Source organism: Pseudomonas arsenicoxydans (assembly GCF_900103875.1).
GTDB classification, from domain to species: domain Bacteria; phylum Pseudomonadota; class Gammaproteobacteria; order Pseudomonadales; family Pseudomonadaceae; genus Aquipseudomonas; species Aquipseudomonas arsenicoxydans.
The window spans coordinates 3152842-3170865 of sequence record NZ_LT629705.1 but is presented as its reverse complement, the minus strand read 5'-3'; the positions used below and the strand labels follow the sequence as shown (position 1 = coordinate 3170865).

At 54.7% G+C, this 18024-nt stretch carries 18 protein-coding genes and 1 pseudogene; 10 read left to right on the top strand and 9 right to left on the bottom strand.

Going from position 1 to position 18024, the window contains the following annotated elements:
- Positions 1-3: 3 nt before the first annotated feature.
- The 4 genes from arsB to BLQ41_RS14780 are packed head-to-tail and all read right to left on the bottom strand — an operon-like array spanning position 4 to position 2375.
- Positions 4-1065 carry an ACR3 family arsenite efflux transporter gene (gene arsB, locus BLQ41_RS14795; RefSeq protein WP_090181963.1) on the bottom strand — a complete coding sequence of 354 codons (1062 nt, stop codon included), beginning with the start codon at positions 1063-1065 and terminating at the stop codon, positions 4-6.
- A gap of 16 nt (positions 1066-1081) precedes the next feature.
- A complete protein-coding gene (locus BLQ41_RS14790) occupies positions 1082-1552 on the bottom strand; it encodes an arsenate reductase ArsC (RefSeq protein WP_090181962.1) in 471 nt (156 codons plus the stop codon).
- A 45-nt stretch (positions 1553-1597) separates the two neighbouring features.
- On the bottom strand, positions 1598-1954 hold the full coding sequence (locus tag BLQ41_RS14785; RefSeq protein ID WP_028621210.1) for a metalloregulator ArsR/SmtB family transcription factor: 357 nt from the start codon (positions 1952-1954) through the stop codon (positions 1598-1600).
- A 7-nt stretch (positions 1955-1961) separates the two neighbouring features.
- Positions 1962-2375, bottom strand: coding sequence for an arsenate reductase ArsC (locus BLQ41_RS14780; protein WP_090181960.1), 414 nt, complete (start codon positions 2373-2375; stop codon positions 1962-1964).
- A 265-nt stretch (positions 2376-2640) separates the two neighbouring features.
- On the opposite strand from BLQ41_RS14780, the gene BLQ41_RS14775 reads away from it, so the two are divergent.
- The 5 genes from BLQ41_RS14775 (at position 2641) to BLQ41_RS14755 (ending at position 7656) form a co-directional block, all read left to right on the top strand.
- Positions 2641-2907: a hypothetical protein gene (locus tag BLQ41_RS14775; protein WP_090181959.1), complete on the top strand. Its 267-nt coding sequence runs from the start codon at positions 2641-2643 to the stop codon at positions 2905-2907.
- Positions 2908-3003: 96 nt separating this feature from the next.
- Positions 3004-3351, top strand: coding sequence for an ArsR/SmtB family transcription factor (locus BLQ41_RS14770; protein ID WP_090181957.1), 348 nt, complete (start codon positions 3004-3006; stop codon positions 3349-3351).
- A gap of 37 nt (positions 3352-3388) precedes the next feature.
- Positions 3389-4474, top strand: coding sequence for a flavin-containing monooxygenase (locus tag BLQ41_RS14765; protein ID WP_090181956.1), 1086 nt, complete (start codon positions 3389-3391; stop codon positions 4472-4474).
- A gap of 165 nt (positions 4475-4639) precedes the next feature.
- On the top strand, positions 4640-5158 hold the full coding sequence (locus tag BLQ41_RS14760; protein WP_090181954.1) for an arsenate reductase (azurin) small subunit: 519 nt from the start codon (positions 4640-4642) through the stop codon (positions 5156-5158).
- 14 nt (positions 5159-5172) lie between these two features.
- Complete coding sequence (locus tag BLQ41_RS14755) at positions 5173-7656, top strand: arsenate reductase (azurin) large subunit (RefSeq protein ID WP_090181953.1); 2484 nt, start codon at positions 5173-5175, stop codon at positions 7654-7656.
- 153 nt (positions 7657-7809) lie between these two features.
- On the opposite strand, the gene BLQ41_RS14750 is transcribed toward BLQ41_RS14755, so the two are convergent.
- Genes BLQ41_RS14750 through BLQ41_RS14740 form a run of 3 tightly spaced genes read right to left on the bottom strand, consistent with a single transcriptional unit; the run spans position 7810 to position 10227 of the window.
- Positions 7810-9153 (bottom strand): FAD-dependent oxidoreductase, encoded by a 1344-nt coding sequence (locus BLQ41_RS14750; RefSeq protein WP_090181951.1) that lies wholly within the window; start codon positions 9151-9153, stop codon positions 7810-7812.
- Between the two features lie 15 nt (positions 9154-9168).
- Entirely contained in the window at positions 9169-9672 is a 504-nt protein-coding gene (locus BLQ41_RS14745) for an arsinothricin resistance N-acetyltransferase ArsN1 family A (RefSeq protein ID WP_090181950.1), read from the bottom strand.
- 57 nt (positions 9673-9729) lie between these two features.
- Positions 9730-10227 carry a MarR family winged helix-turn-helix transcriptional regulator gene (locus BLQ41_RS14740; protein WP_090188554.1) on the bottom strand — a complete coding sequence of 166 codons (498 nt, stop codon included), beginning with the start codon at positions 10225-10227 and terminating at the stop codon, positions 9730-9732.
- A gap of 138 nt (positions 10228-10365) precedes the next feature.
- Here BLQ41_RS14740 and BLQ41_RS14735 point away from each other — a divergent pair, with 138 nt between their 5' ends.
- On the top strand, positions 10366-11562 hold the full coding sequence (locus BLQ41_RS14735; protein WP_231997101.1) for an MFS transporter: 1197 nt from the start codon (positions 10366-10368) through the stop codon (positions 11560-11562).
- A 141-nt stretch (positions 11563-11703) separates the two neighbouring features.
- Here the strand turns inward: BLQ41_RS14735 and BLQ41_RS14730 are convergent, their stop codons facing one another.
- On the bottom strand, positions 11704-12132 hold the full coding sequence (locus BLQ41_RS14730) for a hypothetical protein (RefSeq protein WP_231997100.1): 429 nt from the start codon (positions 12130-12132) through the stop codon (positions 11704-11706).
- Positions 12133-12768: 636 nt separating this feature from the next.
- Here BLQ41_RS14730 and BLQ41_RS14725 point away from each other — a divergent pair.
- A pseudogene (locus BLQ41_RS14725) lies at positions 12769-13255 on the top strand (DUF6130 family protein).
- 83 nt (positions 13256-13338) lie between these two features.
- On the opposite strand, the gene BLQ41_RS14720 reads toward BLQ41_RS14725, so the two are convergent.
- Entirely contained in the window at positions 13339-15870 is a 2532-nt protein-coding gene (locus tag BLQ41_RS14720; RefSeq protein ID WP_090181947.1) for an arylsulfatase, read from the bottom strand.
- 1 nt (position 15871) lies between these two features.
- Here BLQ41_RS14720 and BLQ41_RS14715 point away from each other — a divergent pair, with 1 nt between their 5' ends.
- The 3 genes from BLQ41_RS14715 to BLQ41_RS14700 all read left to right on the top strand — a co-directional run bounded on the left by BLQ41_RS14715 (position 15872) and on the right by BLQ41_RS14700 (position 17980).
- Positions 15872-16174 (top strand): hypothetical protein, encoded by a 303-nt coding sequence (locus BLQ41_RS14715; RefSeq protein WP_090181945.1) that lies wholly within the window; start codon positions 15872-15874, stop codon positions 16172-16174.
- A gap of 15 nt (positions 16175-16189) precedes the next feature.
- Positions 16190-17305, top strand: coding sequence for a formylglycine-generating enzyme family protein (locus BLQ41_RS14710; RefSeq protein ID WP_090181944.1), 1116 nt, complete (start codon positions 16190-16192; stop codon positions 17303-17305).
- 252 nt (positions 17306-17557) lie between these two features.
- Positions 17558-17980 carry a hypothetical protein gene (locus BLQ41_RS14700; RefSeq protein ID WP_090181940.1) on the top strand — a complete coding sequence of 141 codons (423 nt, stop codon included), beginning with the start codon at positions 17558-17560 and terminating at the stop codon, positions 17978-17980.
- The last annotated feature ends 44 nt before the right edge of the window (positions 17981-18024 follow it).

Sequence of the window (18024 nt, the reverse complement as noted above, 5' to 3'; positions counted from 1 at the left end):
CATTTACTCCTGAGCTAGGGCGCCCTTCGGGTGATCGAACCAGCGGCGCTTGAGCCAGAGGGCCACGCCAACCAGGGAGATCAGCACCGGCACTTCCACCAGCGGGCCAATCACCGTGGCGAAGGCCACCGGCGAGGCGAGGCCGAAAGTCGCAATGGCCACGGCTATGGCCAGCTCGAAGTTATTGCTGGCAGCGGTAAAGGCCAGTGCGGTGGTGCGTGGATAGTCAGCGTGGAGCAGCTTACCCATCCAAAAGCTGATGAAGAACATCACCACGAAGTAGATGGTCAGCGGGATAGCGATGCGCAGCACATCCAGCGGCAGCTGCAACACCATGTCGCCCTTGAGGCTGAACATCGCCACGATGGTCAGCAGCAGCGCGACCAACGTCAGAGGGCTGATGCGCGGAATGAAGCGTTGGCTGTACCAGCTCTCGCCTTTGCGACTGATGAGTATCTTGCGCGTAAGAAAACCAGCCAGAAATGGGATGCCCAGGTAGATCAGCACGGACTCGGCGATGCTGACAAAGTTGGTGTCAATCACGCTGCCCTGCAGGCCGAACAATGGCGGCAGCAGACCGAGGAAGATCCATGCATACACACTGAAGAAAAGGATCTGGAAGATGCTGTTGAAGGCCACCAGCCCGGCGACGTATTGATTGTTGCCGCCTGCGATCTGATTCCACACCAGCACCATGGCAATGCAGCGCGCCAGGCCGATGAGGATCAGGCCGGTCATGTACTCGGGCTTGTCAGCGAGAAACACGATGGCCAATACGAACATCAGCACTGGGCCAATCACCCAGTTCTGGATCAGCGATAGCGCCAAGATGCGCTTGTCCTTGAACACCTCCGGCAGCTCTTCGTACCTGACCTTGGCCAACGGCGGATACATCATCACGATCAGGCCGATGGCAATCGGGATGTTGGTCGAACCCACCGAAAGGCTGTTAAGCCAGGCTGGCAGTCCCTCGAATAGACTGCCCAAGCTGACACCAATCGCCATAGCGAGAAAGATCCAGACCGTCAGATAGCGATCCAAAAAAGAAAGACGGCTTTTACTCATCGTCATGTCTCCGGTGTCAGAGGGTGCCGATCAGGGCCAGCTCGGCCTTGAGTTGTTCGGCACTTAACTGCTTGAGCGGTAAAGCCAGGAAGGCTTCGATACGGGTTCTGATCTGTTCCAGAGTGGCTTCGAAGGCCGCCTCGATTCCTTCTTGAGTCCCTTGATATTCCGATGGGTCAGCCAGCCCCCAGTGTGCCTTAGTGGCCGGCCCGAAAAATACCGGGCAGGCGTCACCGGCAGCCTTGTCGCACACCGTGATGACGAAATCAGGTGCCAGGTTCTCGTGGACTTCACTGGATTTGCTGTAGAGCCCTGCAGTCGAGACTCCAGCCTTATTCAGCGTTTTCAGGCTCAACGGATGCACTTCACCCTTCGGCTGGCTGCCGGCGCTGTAGGCGTGCATCTCAGCCGGAGCCAAGTGATTAAACATGGCCTCACAAAGAATGCTGCGGCAGCTGTTGGCGGTGCAGAGAAACAGAATCTTCATCGGGCTATCTCGTAAAGGCCGAGCGATGCTCAGGCAAGCGTTAACTCAGCAGCAAGCGGCTAGGCGCTGAGGGCGATCACCCATTACGTCGAGGCGTTTGGCGTCGGGACTGAGCCAATGCTGGTTGGCGTCAAGCGTGGTTTTCAGTACGGCGATCACCCAGTCCGGCAGACTGGGATGCAAGCGGTAATACACCCATTGGCCTTGTCGACGATCCTCCAGCAAACCGCAATTACGCAGTTGCGCCAGGTGGCGGGAAATCTTCGGCTGGCTCTCATCGAGTGCGCAGGTCAATTCGCAAACGCACAGATCGTCCTCACGGGTGATAAGCAACATAAGGCGAATGCGGGTTTCGTCGGCCAGGCACTTGAATACTGTGGTCGGTGTCAGATGGTCAGCCATAGGGGTCTCAACGTTTAGATTTCACCAACACGAACATCTTGATGCGTTCATGGATCTCGTGAAGGGTGTGACGGAATGCGTCGTGCTTGGTGCTAGTCACCGGATCTTCAAAGCTCCAGGCCAGTACCTCTCCTACTCCTGGCAGGGCATGACACTCCAGAGACGATTTATCGCACAGCGTGATGACGTAATCGAAACGCTCTGCCGCAAACTCATCGATGGACTTGCTGTACAACCCTTCGGTACTCACACCTAGATGCTGAAGTGCTCCCAAGGTGCGGGGATCGATCTCGCTGGGCAGGCTGCCTGCACTAAAGGCCTCGAAATGCTCTGAATCAGTGTGCCGCAGCAGCGCCTCAGCCAGCTGCGAGCGGGCAGCGTTAGCGACACAAACGAACAGCACGCGGATCTTATCGGTCATTGCCAAGTCTCGAAGAGGTATGGTTTAACGAATATATGGTTTTACGAATATCTAGTAAAGCATTAACGCCAGTTTCTGATTAAGAAGCAGTTTCACCAAGAGTGAAATTGGCAACAAATTAGGTGCGTAAGCGCAAGCACCGGTCGTTTTCTAGCAAGCTCCGCCCTGTAACATCTGGTTACTCGCATATACGTATTTTGTAATTAACCTGTCATCGCAGTGGCTTTAGGCTCCCCGCACCTCAACTCAAAGCAGGAACCTTGCGATGAACAAACTGCCCCTGACCGCGATGCTACTCACCAGCCTGTTCGCCAGCGCTACCTTCGCCAGTCAATACGCCAAACCAGGCTTCATTACCGAGGTGGAAGATGGTCGACTTTGGGTATTCCGCGAAGGCTCCAAGGAGCTGGTAGATTTCAAAAAAACCGGTGAGCCTGCTAAACAGTTCTCCGACATCGGTGCTGGCCCGAACGGAATGACGGTGAAATCGGCTGATGAAAAAACCCTGAAAGACTATCTACAGACCCTTTAGAAATAAGCTGCAGCGGCCTGTTCTCTACTGAAGGAGGCAGTGCCATCCTCCAAACGGGACTTTACATGTGCATCAACATGCACATATATTCTCGGTATGAACGTCACCCCTAACCGCTCTCAAGCCATTGAGGCTGCCATTGAGTCTCTCGATGGTGCATTTTTCAAAGCCCTCTGCGAGCCGCCAAGAGTTGCTGTGCTGAAGCGCGTGATGCAATTAGGTCGAGCAGATGTAACCGCGATTGCGGCTGATCTACCCCAGGAGCGTTCGGTGGTATCTCGTCATCTTCAGGTGCTGCTGGACGCCGCGATCGTGCGCGCCACGAAGGTGGGTCGCCAGGTGTTCTATGAGGTGGACGGCCCAGCCATCGTCAAGCGACTGGAGGACATCCTCTATCACACCAAGAGCATTGCTTCATTGTGCTGCCCAGGCGGATCTCCTTGATTTTTTCTTACCTCAATATGTGTATAGATGCGCATACATGAACGTAATAGATCACCCATTCGATGTTGTCATAATTGGCGCAGGGCAGGCAGGACTGGCCTGTGGCTGGCATTTGAAACAGCAGGGACTCGATTTCCTGATCCTGGATGAGCAGCAGCAACCGGGTGGTAACTGGCGTAACTACTACGACAGCCTCGAACTGTTCTCGCCGGCAGCCTACTCGTCACTACCGGGGCTGCCGTTTCCTGGAGAACCGGGGCACTACCCCTCACGCGATGAGGTCGTGCGCTACCTGGAGCAATACGCCAGCTTCTTCCAGTTGCCGATTCTTCCGGGGATAAAGGTCATAAAGGTGAATCAGGAAGCTGGTGGGTTCCAGGTAGTGACTGCCAGTGGGCAGCGCTTCTTTACCAGGGCGCTGATCGTGGCATCGGGGGCATTCAGTCGCCGCTATACCCCTGAAGTTCCTGGGCTCGAAGGCTTCCAAGGTGTTCGCCTTCACAGTGCCGAGTATCGGAATGTGGAGATGTTCAGTGGCAAACGCATCGTAGTGATTGGAGCGGCGAACTCGGCAGTACAGATTGCTTACGAGCTAGCCAAAGTGGCCAAGGTCACGCTTGCCACGCGAGAGGCGATTCGATTCTTTCCGCAGAAGCTACTCGGTGCGGACTTCCATGGCTGGCTGAAATGGACGGGCCTGGAAAGAACCCGCTGGCTCAATGATCAGAGCACGCCGGTACTGGATGACGGTACTTACAGAAAGGCACTGAAGTCAGGCCTTTTCAACCAGCGGTCGATGTTCGGGCAAGTAACCCCAACCGGAGTTGTTTGGGCGGATGGTCACCACGAAGCAGTTGATTGCCTTGTCTTCGCCACTGGGTTCCGCCCAAATATTTCCTTTCTTGAAGACCACGCGGTGACGGATGATCGAGGGCGATTGATACAGCGCGACGGACGATCACTGCACATCCCAGGCCTGTATTTTATGGGATTACCAAAGCAGCGCAATTTTGCCTCAGCAACCCTCAGAGGCGTAGGGCCTGACGCAGAAGTCATCCTTCCACATTTACTACGCCATCTGAGTTCCACAGGCACAGAACAGGTGATAGCCGCGCAGCGATGAGATCTTTGCATTGCCACTAACAGGCCCTGTGAACTCACCCGACATCTAATAAGCCATTTTGGCCACAAAAAAGGGCTTTCTATCCTATGCTGAATAGGTTGAAGTAAAAGTCGCTAACGACCCCGGCGGGGCCGACTGCATCGCAAGCGTAATGCGGAGGCGGAGATGGCATCGATATCCAGAAGACTCTTCTTGAAAGTTGGAGGCGGGGTTGCTGCAAGCGTGGCGATAGGGCTGCCCGAGCTAACACAAGCCACGACACCAAAGCCAACGGCAGAAGGGCGAGTCAATCTCCCCTACCCAATGAAGGCGCTCACCAAAGCACAGAAATTGCTGGTCAATACGCCAGTCCTGTTTTCCTATCCCGACGCGGCCTCACCTTGCGCATTGATCAAGATGGGCGCTCCCGCTCCAGGTGGCGTCGGCCCGGAGCGCGACATCGTCGCCTACAGCACACTATGTACGCACATGGGCTGTCCGGTTGCCTATGACCCAGGGCAAAAGGTCTTCAAATGTCCCTGCCATTTCAGCATTTTCGACCCTGAGAATATTGGCCAAATGGTTTCCGGCCAAGCCACAGAGAACCTGCCGAGCATAGTGCTTGAGTACAACCCCAATGACGATTCGGTACGTGCAGTTGCCGTTGAAGGGTTGATCTACGGACGTCAGTCCAACCTCCTTTGATAAGGAGATTAAAAATGGCAACCAACAAAGATCGTGTGGCACTGCCTCCGACAGATGCCCAAAAGACCAACCTGACATGCCACTTCTGCATCGTGGGTTGTGGCTATCACGTGTACAAATGGCCGGAAAATCAGGAAGGGGGACGAGCACCCGATGAGAACGCACTGGGGCTCGACTTCCGCAAACAGTTACCCCCGCTGGCTGTCATCATGACACCGGCAATGCAGAACACGATCACTGACAAGGACGGCAAGCGCTACAACATCATGATCGTGCCGGACAAACAGTGCGACGTTAATAAAGGACTCTCGTCTACACGAGGCGGACAACTGGCCAAGGTCATGTACAGCCCCGACGGGGTAGGCAGGGAGCGCTTACGCAGCCCGCGCGTTTATGTGGCTGATCAGTGGGTGGACACCAGTTGGGATGATGCGCTGGCGCTCTACGCTGGGGTGACCAAGAAGATTCTTGATAATGACGGGCCTGCCCCGCTCGCCTTTGACTGCTTTGATCACGGAGGCGCCGGGGGCGGATTTGAGAATACCTGGGGCACCGGCAAGCTGATGTTCACCGCACTGCAAACCCCATTGGTGCGAATCCACAACCGCCCAGCCTATAACTCCGAGTGCCACGCCACCCGCGAGATGGGCATTGGCGAACTCAACAACAGCTATGAAGACGCCGAGTTGGCCGACGTCATTATTGCCATCGGCTGCAACTCCTACGAAACCCAAACCAACTACTTCCTGGCCCACTGGCTACCCAACTTGCAGGGGCAGACAGTCGACAAACGTAAGCAGCGTTTTCCAGGAGAGGCCGTTGTCCCAGCCAAGGTGATTTTTGTCGACCCTCGCAGGACACCGACCATCGCTATAGCGGAGCAAGCAGCAGGTAAAGACAACGTGCTTCACCTGGATATCGAACCGGGAACGGATATCGCTCTGTTCAATGGTCTGCTGACCTACGTGGTCGACCAAAAATGGCATGACCAGGAATTTATCGCGGCCCATACCAAAGCGTTTGAGCAGGCACTTCAAGCCAATCGAATGTCGCTGGAGGAAACCAGTCGCGTTACCGGGGTATCGGTGGACAAGCTCAAGCAAGCAGCCGAATGGGCTTACAAACCCAAAACCTCTGGCCACCGTCCCCACACCATGCACGCCTACGAAAAAGGAATCATCTGGGGCAATGACAACTACCTCATCCAGTCGGCATTGGTCGACTTGGTGCTGGCCACTCACAACGTCGGACGACGAGGTACGGGCGTGGTGCGGATGGGTGGGCACCAAGAGGGGTACACACGCCCCCCTTATCCAGGCAATACCAAGATCTATGTGGATCAGGAGATCATCAACGGCAAGGGCATGATGTACACGGCATGGGGGGCCAATCCCTTCCAGACCACACTCAATGCTGAGCAACATCGTGCGGTCATTCTAAAACGCGCGAACATTGTCAGGGAGGCCATGGCCAATGTTCGCGGCGGTACAACTGCGCAGATGGTGGACGCAATCTACGACGCGGTGAAAAACAAAGGCGGTCTCTTTTTCGCCAACATCAACCTCTACCCTACCAAGCTGGCAGAAGCCGCCCATGTGATGCTGCCGGCGACCCATCCAGGCGAAATGAACCTCACCTCAATGAATGGCGAGCGCCGAATGCGCCTTTCACAAAAATTCATGGATCCCCCAGGTTCGGCGAAAGCCGATTGCCTCATCGCAGCGGCTATCGCTAACACCCTTCGGCAGATGTATACGGACGAAGGGAAACAGGACATGGCGGCGCGTTTTGCAGGGTTCGACTGGAAAAGCGAGGAGGACGCCTTCAATGACGGCTTCCGTATGGCTGGCCAACCCGGTGCTGGCCCAATCGACAGTCAGGGCGGTACCACGGGCAATCTTGTTACCTACGAGCGACTAAAAGCCATGGGCAACAATGGAGTCCAGTTACCCGCCAAAGAATACCGAGATGGCAAACTGATCGGCACAGAGATGCTCTACACCGATTACAAGTTCGACACTCCAGACGGCAAGGCTGAGTTCAAGGCCTCGACCTGGCCAGGGTTACCAAAGCCGGTGGCAGAGCAGAAGGAGAAATACCAGTTCTGGGTCAACAACGGGCGCATCAACGAGGCGTGGCAAACGCTCTACCACGATCAATACAACGATTTCGTGAAGCGGCGTGTGCCGATGGCTTATCTGGAAATCAACCCTGACGATGCCCAAGCGTTGGCTATCGCATCCGGGGATGTGGTCGAGGTCTTCAACGACTACGGTTCATCCTACGCGCTGGCCTACCTGGAGCCGGATATCAAGCGTAACCAGACGTTTATGCAGTTCGGCCATTTCAATGGCGTGATGGGCGATCTGACCACACCATGGACAGACCGAAACGTAATTCCATATTACAAAGGGACTTGGGCGAACATTCGCCGCATCGGGAAAGTGGAGGAATTCAAGGAGAAGATCAGCTTCAAGTCGCGAAGGTTTAACGTGTAATCACGATTCTTTAGCTATCGCCGGGCTTTTCTTACAGAGGCGGTCAAGCTAACGCACAGCCCCCCATGCCTACTTAAATTGTATGGGGGGGCGTCAGGCATTCTTCTCAGCCAGGAAGAGGTCTGGGCAAATGCCTAGCTACTTCCCATACAGCTACGAGCAGCCGGAGCGGGTCGATGTCGATGTCGATGTCGGCACAGCTTCAGCAGCCTTAGCCGCATCGGTGCAACAACTTGGCTCGCGGCAGTCAGAATCATCGAACTGCGGGCTGCACACACCTGTTTCTGGCAAGACCAATTCAACTCGCTTGGCCGCATCCCAATCACCAGCTAGCGCCGCTACTACCGAACGCACCTGCTCATAGCCTGTCAGTAGCAGGAAGGTCGGGGCGCGGCCATAGCTCTTCATTCCTACGATGAAGATCCCTTCATCAGGATGAGCCAGCTCGACGGCACCATGTGGGCGAACAGTGCCGCAACTATGCTCATTCGGATCAATCAGCGGAGCAAGATGAATGGGGCTCTGGGTCACCGAATCCAGCGCCAAACGCAGTTCGGAAAGCAGCTCCAATTTAGGTCGGAAGCCCGTTGCGACCACCACCTCATCCACCACGGGGAGAGCTTGATCCCCCGCCTCAACAACGACGCCATTGTCGGTTGCAACAATCCTGTCGATGGCGATGTTGGTGAACAACTCAATACCCCCATCGCTCAACAGCTGGCGAATCCTCTGTCCCAGTTTCCCCCGTTCCTCCAGTTCGTCGTTGGCCCCTCCGCCCAATATGCGATCTAAGGAGGCGCCGCGAATCACCCAGAAAATCTTCGTGCCAGGCTCCTGGAGGGCAAGCCGAGTCAAATCTAGCAAGACATTGAACGCCGAGTGACCGCTACCAACCACCATAACTCGCCGATTTGCATAGCGTTGCCGTTCACTACGAAGCACCTCTGGAATGCCGTAAGTGATGCGCTCAGCCAAATCTTTCTCGCCCAAGGCAGGAATACCATGTGCCCCCATCCAATTTGGTGAGCGGAACGTGCCGGATGCATCTATGACGGCGCTAGCGAGCACATCCTTTTCGCCTTCTGGAGTCCTGACCCGTAGCAGAAATGATGCAGTTGCACGGTTCTTCGTCTTCATGACGTCCTGGCCGAACCGAGTCACCGCCAGGACTTCGGTGTTCAGGCACAGATACCTATTCACGGATGGCAGTGCTGCAAGTGGATATACATATTCATCCAGCAATTCACGCCCGGTGGGATAATCGTCTCCAGCGGGCGCCACCCATCCTTGGGCGGTGAGCAACGAGGCAGCCTGCTTGTCGATGTTGAACCCCCATGGAGAGAACATCCGCACGTGCGCCCAGTTTTCGATGCTAGCCCCGGCACTCGGCCCCGCCTCGAAGATCAAGGGAGTGAGTCCTCTCGCGATGAGATGGCAGGCAGCCGCTAGCCCCACAGGGCCGGCACCGATGATGGCAATAGGAAGTTTAATGTCCATGACTGACACCTCGCTTCAGCGCGGCTGATTAGCAGGAATTAGGCGCTCGACGATCACACAATCAAGCCACTGACCTTCAAGGCAAGCATGCTTTTCGTACACACCCACCTCCCGAAATCCACACGACCGGCACAACGCCAAGCTGGCCGCATTGAAGGTGAAGATGCGTGATAACACCTTCCAAAAACCTCGGGCTTGGGCCTCGCTCAATAACGCTTGAAGCAAAACTTTTCCTAGCCCCTGGCCTCGAATGCTCCGATCCAGGTAGATCGAAAAATCTGCGATACCGTCGTAGCAGGCGCGAGGACGGTAACTACTCAAACCTGCCCAAGCGACCATCTCATCTGCATCGTTGACCATAACCATGGTCGGATAGCGCTCCATCAAAGCAATGCGCTCAAGCATGTCATTTGGCCTGCGCAACGTGGTTTCGAATGTAGAGCTTCTCTCCTCAATACCCTGGTTGTAGATGTCGGCCATCGACGCAGCGTCCCTGACTTCAGCAAATCGAATGTGCATGCTTGAACCCATCCAGTTGGTAGTAACAACATTTCAAATAAAAAAAGGGCTCGCCCCTCATTTCACATCTGGCAGCGTTGGACAGCAGCCGCTGACCAGGCCACAGCGAATCTCAGTCGCTCGTGAGATCTGTTTCAGCAAGCTCAATGCGCCTTGCCGCGCTTCGGGTGACAACTGTTCGATCATTGCCCGCTCTTCAGCGATCAGGTCAGCGCGGATCTTTTGGTAAAGCTCATGACCAGATTCAGTAACCTCAACCTGCACTGCGCGACGATCCTCGCTGTCTTCCACCCGCGACACATAACCCTTGCGCTCAAGCGTATCGACCACCCGGCTCGCGGTGCTTTTATCCAGAAACATCTCTTCTGCCAGCGCTTGCAGGCGGAGTCGGCCCTTTTTGACCAGAGTCTCGATGGCATAGCATTGCGTGACCGAAACGTCGTAGCAGCAGATGCGATCCCGGTCGCGGAACTGATACACCCGAACAAGCTGGTTCAAGGCTTCGTACAGATCTTCGGAGTCCTGAGTCAGCTGGTCTTTTTTTCGCTTTGCCATGGTCATCACAAATTAGTTGTTAGATGCAACAGTAATCCCGACTTCAGGAAACGGTCAACCACTCCTTCATTTCGATTGACCACGCTGTACCGGCATCGCTAATTTGTTGCACCTAACAACTAAAATAGGGTGGTGCCCTTGAGTTACCCAATCAGCAGTCAGCGCACAATCAACCGAGTTGGACTCGTCTGGGCGATGGGCATCGCACAGATACTCGCGTGGAGTACAACGTACTACTTGCCCGCAGTCCTCGCGACGCCGATTGCACGAGAGACCGAATGGTCGATTACCAGCACCGTAGCGGGACTTTCATGGGGTTTGTTGGTTGCAGGGGCTTGTTCTCCCTTGGTCGGGAGGCAGATAGATCTGCATGGTGGTCGTCCCGTCCTGGCAACCAGTTCGATATTGATGGCACTGGGGCTGCTGCTGATGGGTGTGGCTGGCAACCTGGTCATCTATTACCTGGCCTGGACATTTATTGGTGTCGCCATGGCTGCCGGCCTGTATGACGCCGCCTTCTCGACTCTTGGACGCCTATTTGGGGACAGCGCACGCACTTCGATGACCGGCCTCACTCTGCTGGGTGGGTTCGCCAGCACTTTGGGCTGGCCACTGATCGCCGGCCTAGAACATCAGATTGGCTGGAGATATAGCTGCGTCACGTTAGCCGCAGCTCATCTGGTCATAGGATTACCGATTCATCTCTTGTTGATTCCAAAGAGTGAGAGCATTCCTAACAGTGACACAGCTCCTACAGACGACTCTGCCGCCGCCACCGCCCATCACACAAAATCAGGTAATCGCCTCTTTCTGCTGTTGGCAGCGCTACTGACACTCCAGTCGCTGGTGATCTCTTCAGTTTCTGTCCATCTACTTAATGTACTGAAACTGCTCGGTATCGCTACGGCCACAGCACTGGCCATCGGCATGATGATAGGGCCATCTCAAGTCGTAGCTCGGCTTGCAGAGTTTTCCTTTGGGCGAAACTTGCATCCGACCACATCCGCAAAGGCCGCGATATTGCTAAGCGGGATAGGAATCGGGCTACTGGTACCGGCTATTCCATGGCTGGCATTCATTGCGATGGCGCTATACGGCGCTGGAAATGGGATTCTGACCATTGCACGAGGGACACTACCATTGGCTCTTTTTGGGCAAGACGGCTACGGTGCTCGCATGGGCTTATTGGCCCGTTCAATGATGATCGCACAGGCCGTAGGCCCAGTGGCAGCTGCTGTTATTCTGGACAAACTCGGCTCAACACCTTTGCTCGTTGTGATGTGTGTTCTAGCGACGGCAAGCCTCATCGCCAGCTTTGGTCTGCCTTCGAAATAAACTGTTGATTGATGGAAATAAGCGCTTTATGTCCGACTAGGGTCGAAAGCTCTGTGTCTGCCATTTTTGGCCGTGTGATTAGCGAGTTTGCTCAGGTTTTTGGTGCTGGCAATACGGACGAGCGCAACAATGCGGAGCCTTCTACAGCCCCAGATCTCGACCCAACTGATCATCTTTCATTGCATCGGTGGCATGACCACTCTTCATAAGGTGCAGTTGTAAGTGGTCGCGCAAATGCATTTTCAGACGAGATCTTAGCTCGACGTAGTCTGCAGACGGGCCTGCATAGATATCATGACGTTTCATCACGTCACGCAGCACCCTGATGTTCTCCACGCCAATCCCTGATGCGAACAACCGCACGGTAGGATCAAGCCCAGGCTCTCTCTTGAAACTGCCGACCGCCCTTTCAAGCAGTCGCACAAAAGCTGCCGTGTCACATGTCTGCTGGGCGAAGCGCCAAACATCCCATTCAAGTTCTTGTTGCATCTGCTCTCCCAGTTCCTGTGGCGGATTTGCTCTAATGTGAACGTTGTCCGACATGGGTATTTTTTTCAAAAAATGACTCATTGTTTGAAATCAAACTGGAAAGCAGCGGCTTTCGCCGCACAGGGGGCGATTTTGCTATCCCACAGGGCGGCTATACGTCAGCGTCAGCTGGATACATCGTAAGAAAGGGCCAGAAGCAGGAGCACTGCAAAAGCAAAAGCAAAAGCAAAAGCAAAAAACCTACATCATTTCCCCAGCAAGAGCTGCGGAAGGTGAAGCGCCGAGATCGCTGTTTTTTTGTTGGTCTCAAATAAAGAGATCCGTCGCTGGAAAAAAATCTCAAGGGGCCCTCTGAAAAAATATTTTTGTTGACACGACTGCGCAGAAAAATACGCTGGCATCGAGGATCTAGAAAAACCACCTTCGAAACCTTATCCGCGCTTCATCCAGTAGAATGCTATGCGGCCTGACTGATCTGAAGCTCCTAGCGTACATGGTGCGAAATTGCACTCCACTTGACCACCCGTTTGCATTCGAGCTGACCAGTCATTTGCATTCGTTCTGCCCAATGATTGCATCGAATTTAACCAGCATCCTTTGTAACCATGATCGGCAGAGAGCGGCCAGGAGCGGACGTTATGCGACACATTCACTTCGACATAGACAACGAGTTGGATTGATCTAGCCTTAAATAAAATCTCGCGGGAGAAAAACTTCATGTCCCTCGCTCTCAGAAATCTGATCGTCTTTGCCTTGTGCGGCTTTTCTTGCACAGCAGCCTTCTCCCAAGGGGAAGCAGACATCGATCGCCCCCCCAGCAATACTCCCCTTGGAATCTGAGACGCTACCAAAACTCATCGCCTATCCGCCACTGGCCGAGCCGCTCGCCCGCGGAGTGGTCATCATCCAGTACCGAACAGAGCACGTCAGGATCATGCCAGTATTTGGAAAAACTGCTGGTGATGTATCACCACGTCTTGGCCACCTCCACGTGACCGTCGATGACTGGAAAGGTACATGGGCTCATACCAGTGAAGACCCGATTATCTTGGTTGGACTGACGCCTGGCACTCACAAGGTTTTACTGGAAGTCGCCGACCCGACTCACAAAATCCTCACCAGTACGACAGTGAGCTTTAAGGTTCCTGAGAAGAAACCAGCGGACGGCCCAGCTATGAACGATGGTCACGCCGTAAAACAATGATCGTTGAGTACCCATAGCCAAGTGATCCATGAAGTACCAACGAAAAGCGTGGGGCGCTAACGCCCCGCTTTCGACCTGAGACCTTACTCTTTGCCACTTTCGATGGCTTGCTGGGCCTGCTCCAGTTTCTCGATATCGGCCTTGCTTAGCTGGGGCCGATCGATCTTTAAGGTAACCTTGTTCAGTTTGCCGGTGAAGGTGAACGGCGGTAGGTAATCAGCGTCGTTGACCCCGGTGAGGGTGTCAGAACCGATGTCCAGACTTTCATCCCATGCCAGGGTGAAAGGCAAACTGTGCTCCATCTTGTGCTGATCTACCAGCTTGCCATCCACCTTGAGGGTACCCAGACCGCCACGACCAACGCCGGAGAAATTGTTGTACCCCAGCGTCTCCGCACCCACACCGTCGTACTTGAAGTCAAATTCCAGCACGTGTTTGCCCGGCGTGAGTGCGTCGGAGCCTTCCCAACGCATACGCTCCAGATCGAGCAGGTTCCACAGGAACACCGGCTTATTCTTCAGCACATAGAAGCCGTAGCCGGCAAAGCGTCCGCCTTGGGTGATCAGCATGCCTTCGGCGCCGTCCTGCGCAATCTCCACCTCAGCGGTGAAGGTGTAGGAAGTATTCAGCACGCTCGGCGCATCACCATTGGGTGTACCAATCAGCGGATGGTTCCAAGTGAACACATTGCGTCCGGCTGTAATGCTCGGCCTAGGGGCGATCATCCGAGGAAGCACCGAAGTATCGAGCGGCAGTACCTGATACTTGCGTGCCTCTTCCATGAACATGGCCTGGAGTTGCTTGAGCTTTTCAGGATGTTGCGTCGCTAGATCGGTGGACTGCGAATAGTCCTCGTTCAAGTTGAACAGCTCCCATTGCATTTTCATCGGATCAGTTGCCTTGGCGGTCATGTTCCACGGTGCCCGCACCACTTTGGTACTGGCCATCCAACCGTCGTGATAGAGAGCATGGTCACCCATCATTTCGAAGTACTGGGTCTTGTGGGTGGATGGCGCCTGGGTGTTGGCTTTGTCGAAGGTGTACAGCAGGCTGGTGCCCTCTATCGGTTTCTGAGGAATACCACTCACCACCTTTGGCGCACTGATTCCCGCTGCTTCCAGAATGGTCGGTACGATGTCAATGATGTGGTGGAACTGGGGACGGATACCGCCCCTGTCAATGATCCGTGCAGGCCAGGAGATAGCCATGCCCTGGCGCACGCCCCCCAGGTGGGAGGCCACCTGCTTGACCCATGTGAAGGGTGTATCGAAGGCCCAGGCCCAGCCAGCGGCCATGTGGTTGTAGGTCTGGTCGGTACCCCAGACGTCATAGAATTTTTTCAGCTGCACCTCGACCGGTATTTGCACACCATTGAACATGGCAACCTCGTTGGGTGTACCAAACATCTGGCCTTCGGAGCTGGTGCCGTTGTCGCCGGTGATATAGATGACCAGAGTGTTGTCGAGCTGGCCCATGTCCTCAACGGCCTGGATCACCCGGCCAATTTCGTGATCGGTGTAGCTCTCATAAGCAGCAAACACCTCAGCCTGGCGAATATACAGCTTCTTCTGGTCGGCGCTCAGGCTATCCCATTCGGGCAGCAGGTCTTTTGGCCAAGGGGTTAGCTTGGTGTCCGGCGGGATCACGCCGAGCTTCTTCTGGTTGGCGAAAATGGTTTCGCGCAGTTGGTTCCAGCCGCCGTCGAAGAGGTGCATATCGCTGATCTTCTTGATCCATTCCGGTGTCGGATGGTGCGGCGCGTGGGTGCCGCCGGGCGCGTAGTAGACGAAGAAGGGACGATCCGGAGTCAGCGTGTTCATGCGTTGCATGTAGTCAATCGCATCGTCGGCCATCGCCGTGGTCAGGTTCCACCCGGGCTTACCCTCGAACGGATAGATCTGTGTGGTGTTGCGGAACAGGTTGGGCTGCCATTGATTGGTGTCACCACCGACAAAGCCATAGAAGTACTCAAAACCCATACCGGTTGGCCACTGATCGAAGGGCCCGGCCTGACTGGCCTGAAAAGCTGGAGTGTTGTGATCCTTGCCGAACCATGAGGTGTGGTAGCCATTGTCCTGCAATATTCGGCCAACTGTGGCCGAGTCCTTTTCAATGATGCTGTCATAGCCGGGATAGCCGGTGGCAGCTTCGGAAATAGTCCCGAAACCGACCGAATGGTGGTTGCGTCCGGTAATCAGAGCTGCACGGGTCGGCGAGCAGAGTGCGGTGGAGTTAAAGTTGGTGAAGCGCAGACCGTTGGCAGCAATACGATCCATGTTTGGGGTCGGGATCACTCCGCCAAATGTGCTGGACACGCCATAGCCGGCGTCATCGGTGATGATCAGCAACACATTCGGCGCGCCCCTGGGCGGCACGATGGTCGCCGGCCAGTAGGGTTTAGAGTTTTGCGCAATGTCAGTGATCGTGCCCCCGAACGGCAGATCGGGCGCTGGTAGCTGCTCGCCGGAAATGACTCGGGTGGTGCTGGTCGCGCCGGGGGGGCCATTGAGTTGATCGGCTTGTGCGCAGCCGACGAACACGCCGAGGCCAAGGGCAAGGCATCGTAGCAACGGTTGGATAGGTTGCCGTGCTGAGGTTGAACGAGGGACGCTCATCATGTGCTCCAGCGCGGGGATGTTCCGCTGCGAGTCAGTGACTGGTCGGCTTAATGATAGCTTTCGATTCAAAGCCCGCCTTGGTTGTTCTGCGTTAATTGACAAATATCAACTTAATCAATTTCGCCGGGCGCATTCGTCCAACGATCTGCAGCACAACCAGCGCGCCAGATATATCAGCTGGCGCGGTGTCAGCGGGATCGTGGTGTCGTTTGTGAACGGTATGGCCGTTGACAACAAAGGCACTGCGTCTATAAATGATCTTGACGCCAGAGAGGCTGAGGAAAAGCTTCAGCCAGAGTAACTATGGGAAGCGCAAATGCTTGTCAGGAAACGGCGCTGGGGCATTGCCATAGTCTTAGTCGGGGTAGTGTCTGCCGGCGTGACTTTTGCGGTGTATCAGTACATTCGTCATCCGTCACCTTTGATTTTGGGTGATGGAAAAAGTGGCCCCCTGGATATGGTCTGGCTTCCTCCTGGCGAATTTTTGATGGGGAGCGATCATAAGCAGGCTCGGCCAAACGAAGGGCCGGCGCACAAGGTTCGACTCGATGGGTTTTGGATTGACCGCTACGACGTCACCAATGCCGATTTCGCCCGTTTCATTTCTGAAACGCATTACGTCACCACCGCCGAACGCAAACCCAAATGGGAAGATCTGAAAGTCCAACTGCCGGTGGGTACACCTGAGCCGGATGACAGCCTCATGGTACCTGGCGCAATGGTTTTTGTGGGTACAGACAGGCCGATCCCGCTCAATGATTTCAGCCAGTGGTGGGCATTTGTCCCCGGGGCTGACTGGCGTCACCCGCTGGGGCCTGACAGTACAATCGAGGGCAAGGAAAACCATCCAGTTGTTCAGGTTTCAAGTGAAGATGTGCAGGCGTACGCTGCATGGGCGCACAAGCGCCTACTCACCGAGGCCGAATGGGAGTACGCGGCAAGAGGGGGACTGGAACAAGCGAACTATGCGTGGGGGAATGAGTTCACGCCCAGTGGCGAAAAGATGGCCAATACCTGGGATGAAGTTCAGCCTTTTCCTGTTGCCAGGTCGAGCAATAAATACAAAATCGGAACAAAACCGGTAGGTAGTTACAGACCCAACGCCTACGGATTATACGATATGTCCGGAAACGTCTGGCAGTGGGTCGCCGATTGGTATCGTACTGATGCCTTTAACCTTGAACTCAAACGTCAGTCGGCTGGCGGAGTCTCGTTTAACCCTCTGGGCCCATCCGAGAGCTATGATCCAAGTCTGGGAGTAACAGCGAATGCACCGCAACGCGTGATTCGAGGTGGTTCTTTTCTTTGTAGTGACAGCTACTGTACGAGCTTTCGAGTCAGTGCTAGGCAGGGTGCGGATCCTATGAATTCCATGTCACATCTCGGGTTCCGCCTTGCGATGAGCAATGATCAGTGGGAAAAGAACCGTTGAATACAATATGCACGCGCGGCCATACGTGAAAATGCGAATGGCTGCTCCTGGCCGATTGTGTTGAAAAAGTCGATTCTTCCAAACTGCCCAGATACTGACTGCTGAAAACGCCTTTTTTGCGCGCAGCTATGCGAAATCTGAGCCCGGAGTCCTCTGCTCAAAGTAAAGATTTCAATCTCAAGAGAGGACTTTTCCTACCCACAACGCGCTACTCGCCAACTGACCTACGTATACCGAGGTAATGAAACATTGATGGGCACAGACCTAAAAACCTTATGGCAACGCGAGCGCAAAAGACGTGAGCTGTTGTGGAATTTAGAGTGCATACAACCTGGTTCTGAAGAAGCGAAACCTCTCCTTGCCAAGCTTGAAGACATCGATCATCAGGATCTCGAAAACCCAATCGGTGATGCCTGTTCAATGTCGATTGATGAGTTGCATGAACGTGTTCCAGAAACCCCTTTCAAGGGAAGCGATGGCCACCATTTCGTGATCGTACTCGACCAGCACATTCCCCAACCTTGGCACACGCGATTTGAAGCGGCGAGTGTCCTATCATCACGATTGCCCGAGGGTAGCTACGCACGTGACTGGCGTCGTTTTCTCCGGGGTTGGGTGCGCGAAATGCAGCATCTCGCAGCCCACCGAGAGAAGCTTAAAATTGATTCAGTTTGATTTGAACACAAACGACTGTGAGGCATTGCTGAGGCACTGCCAAA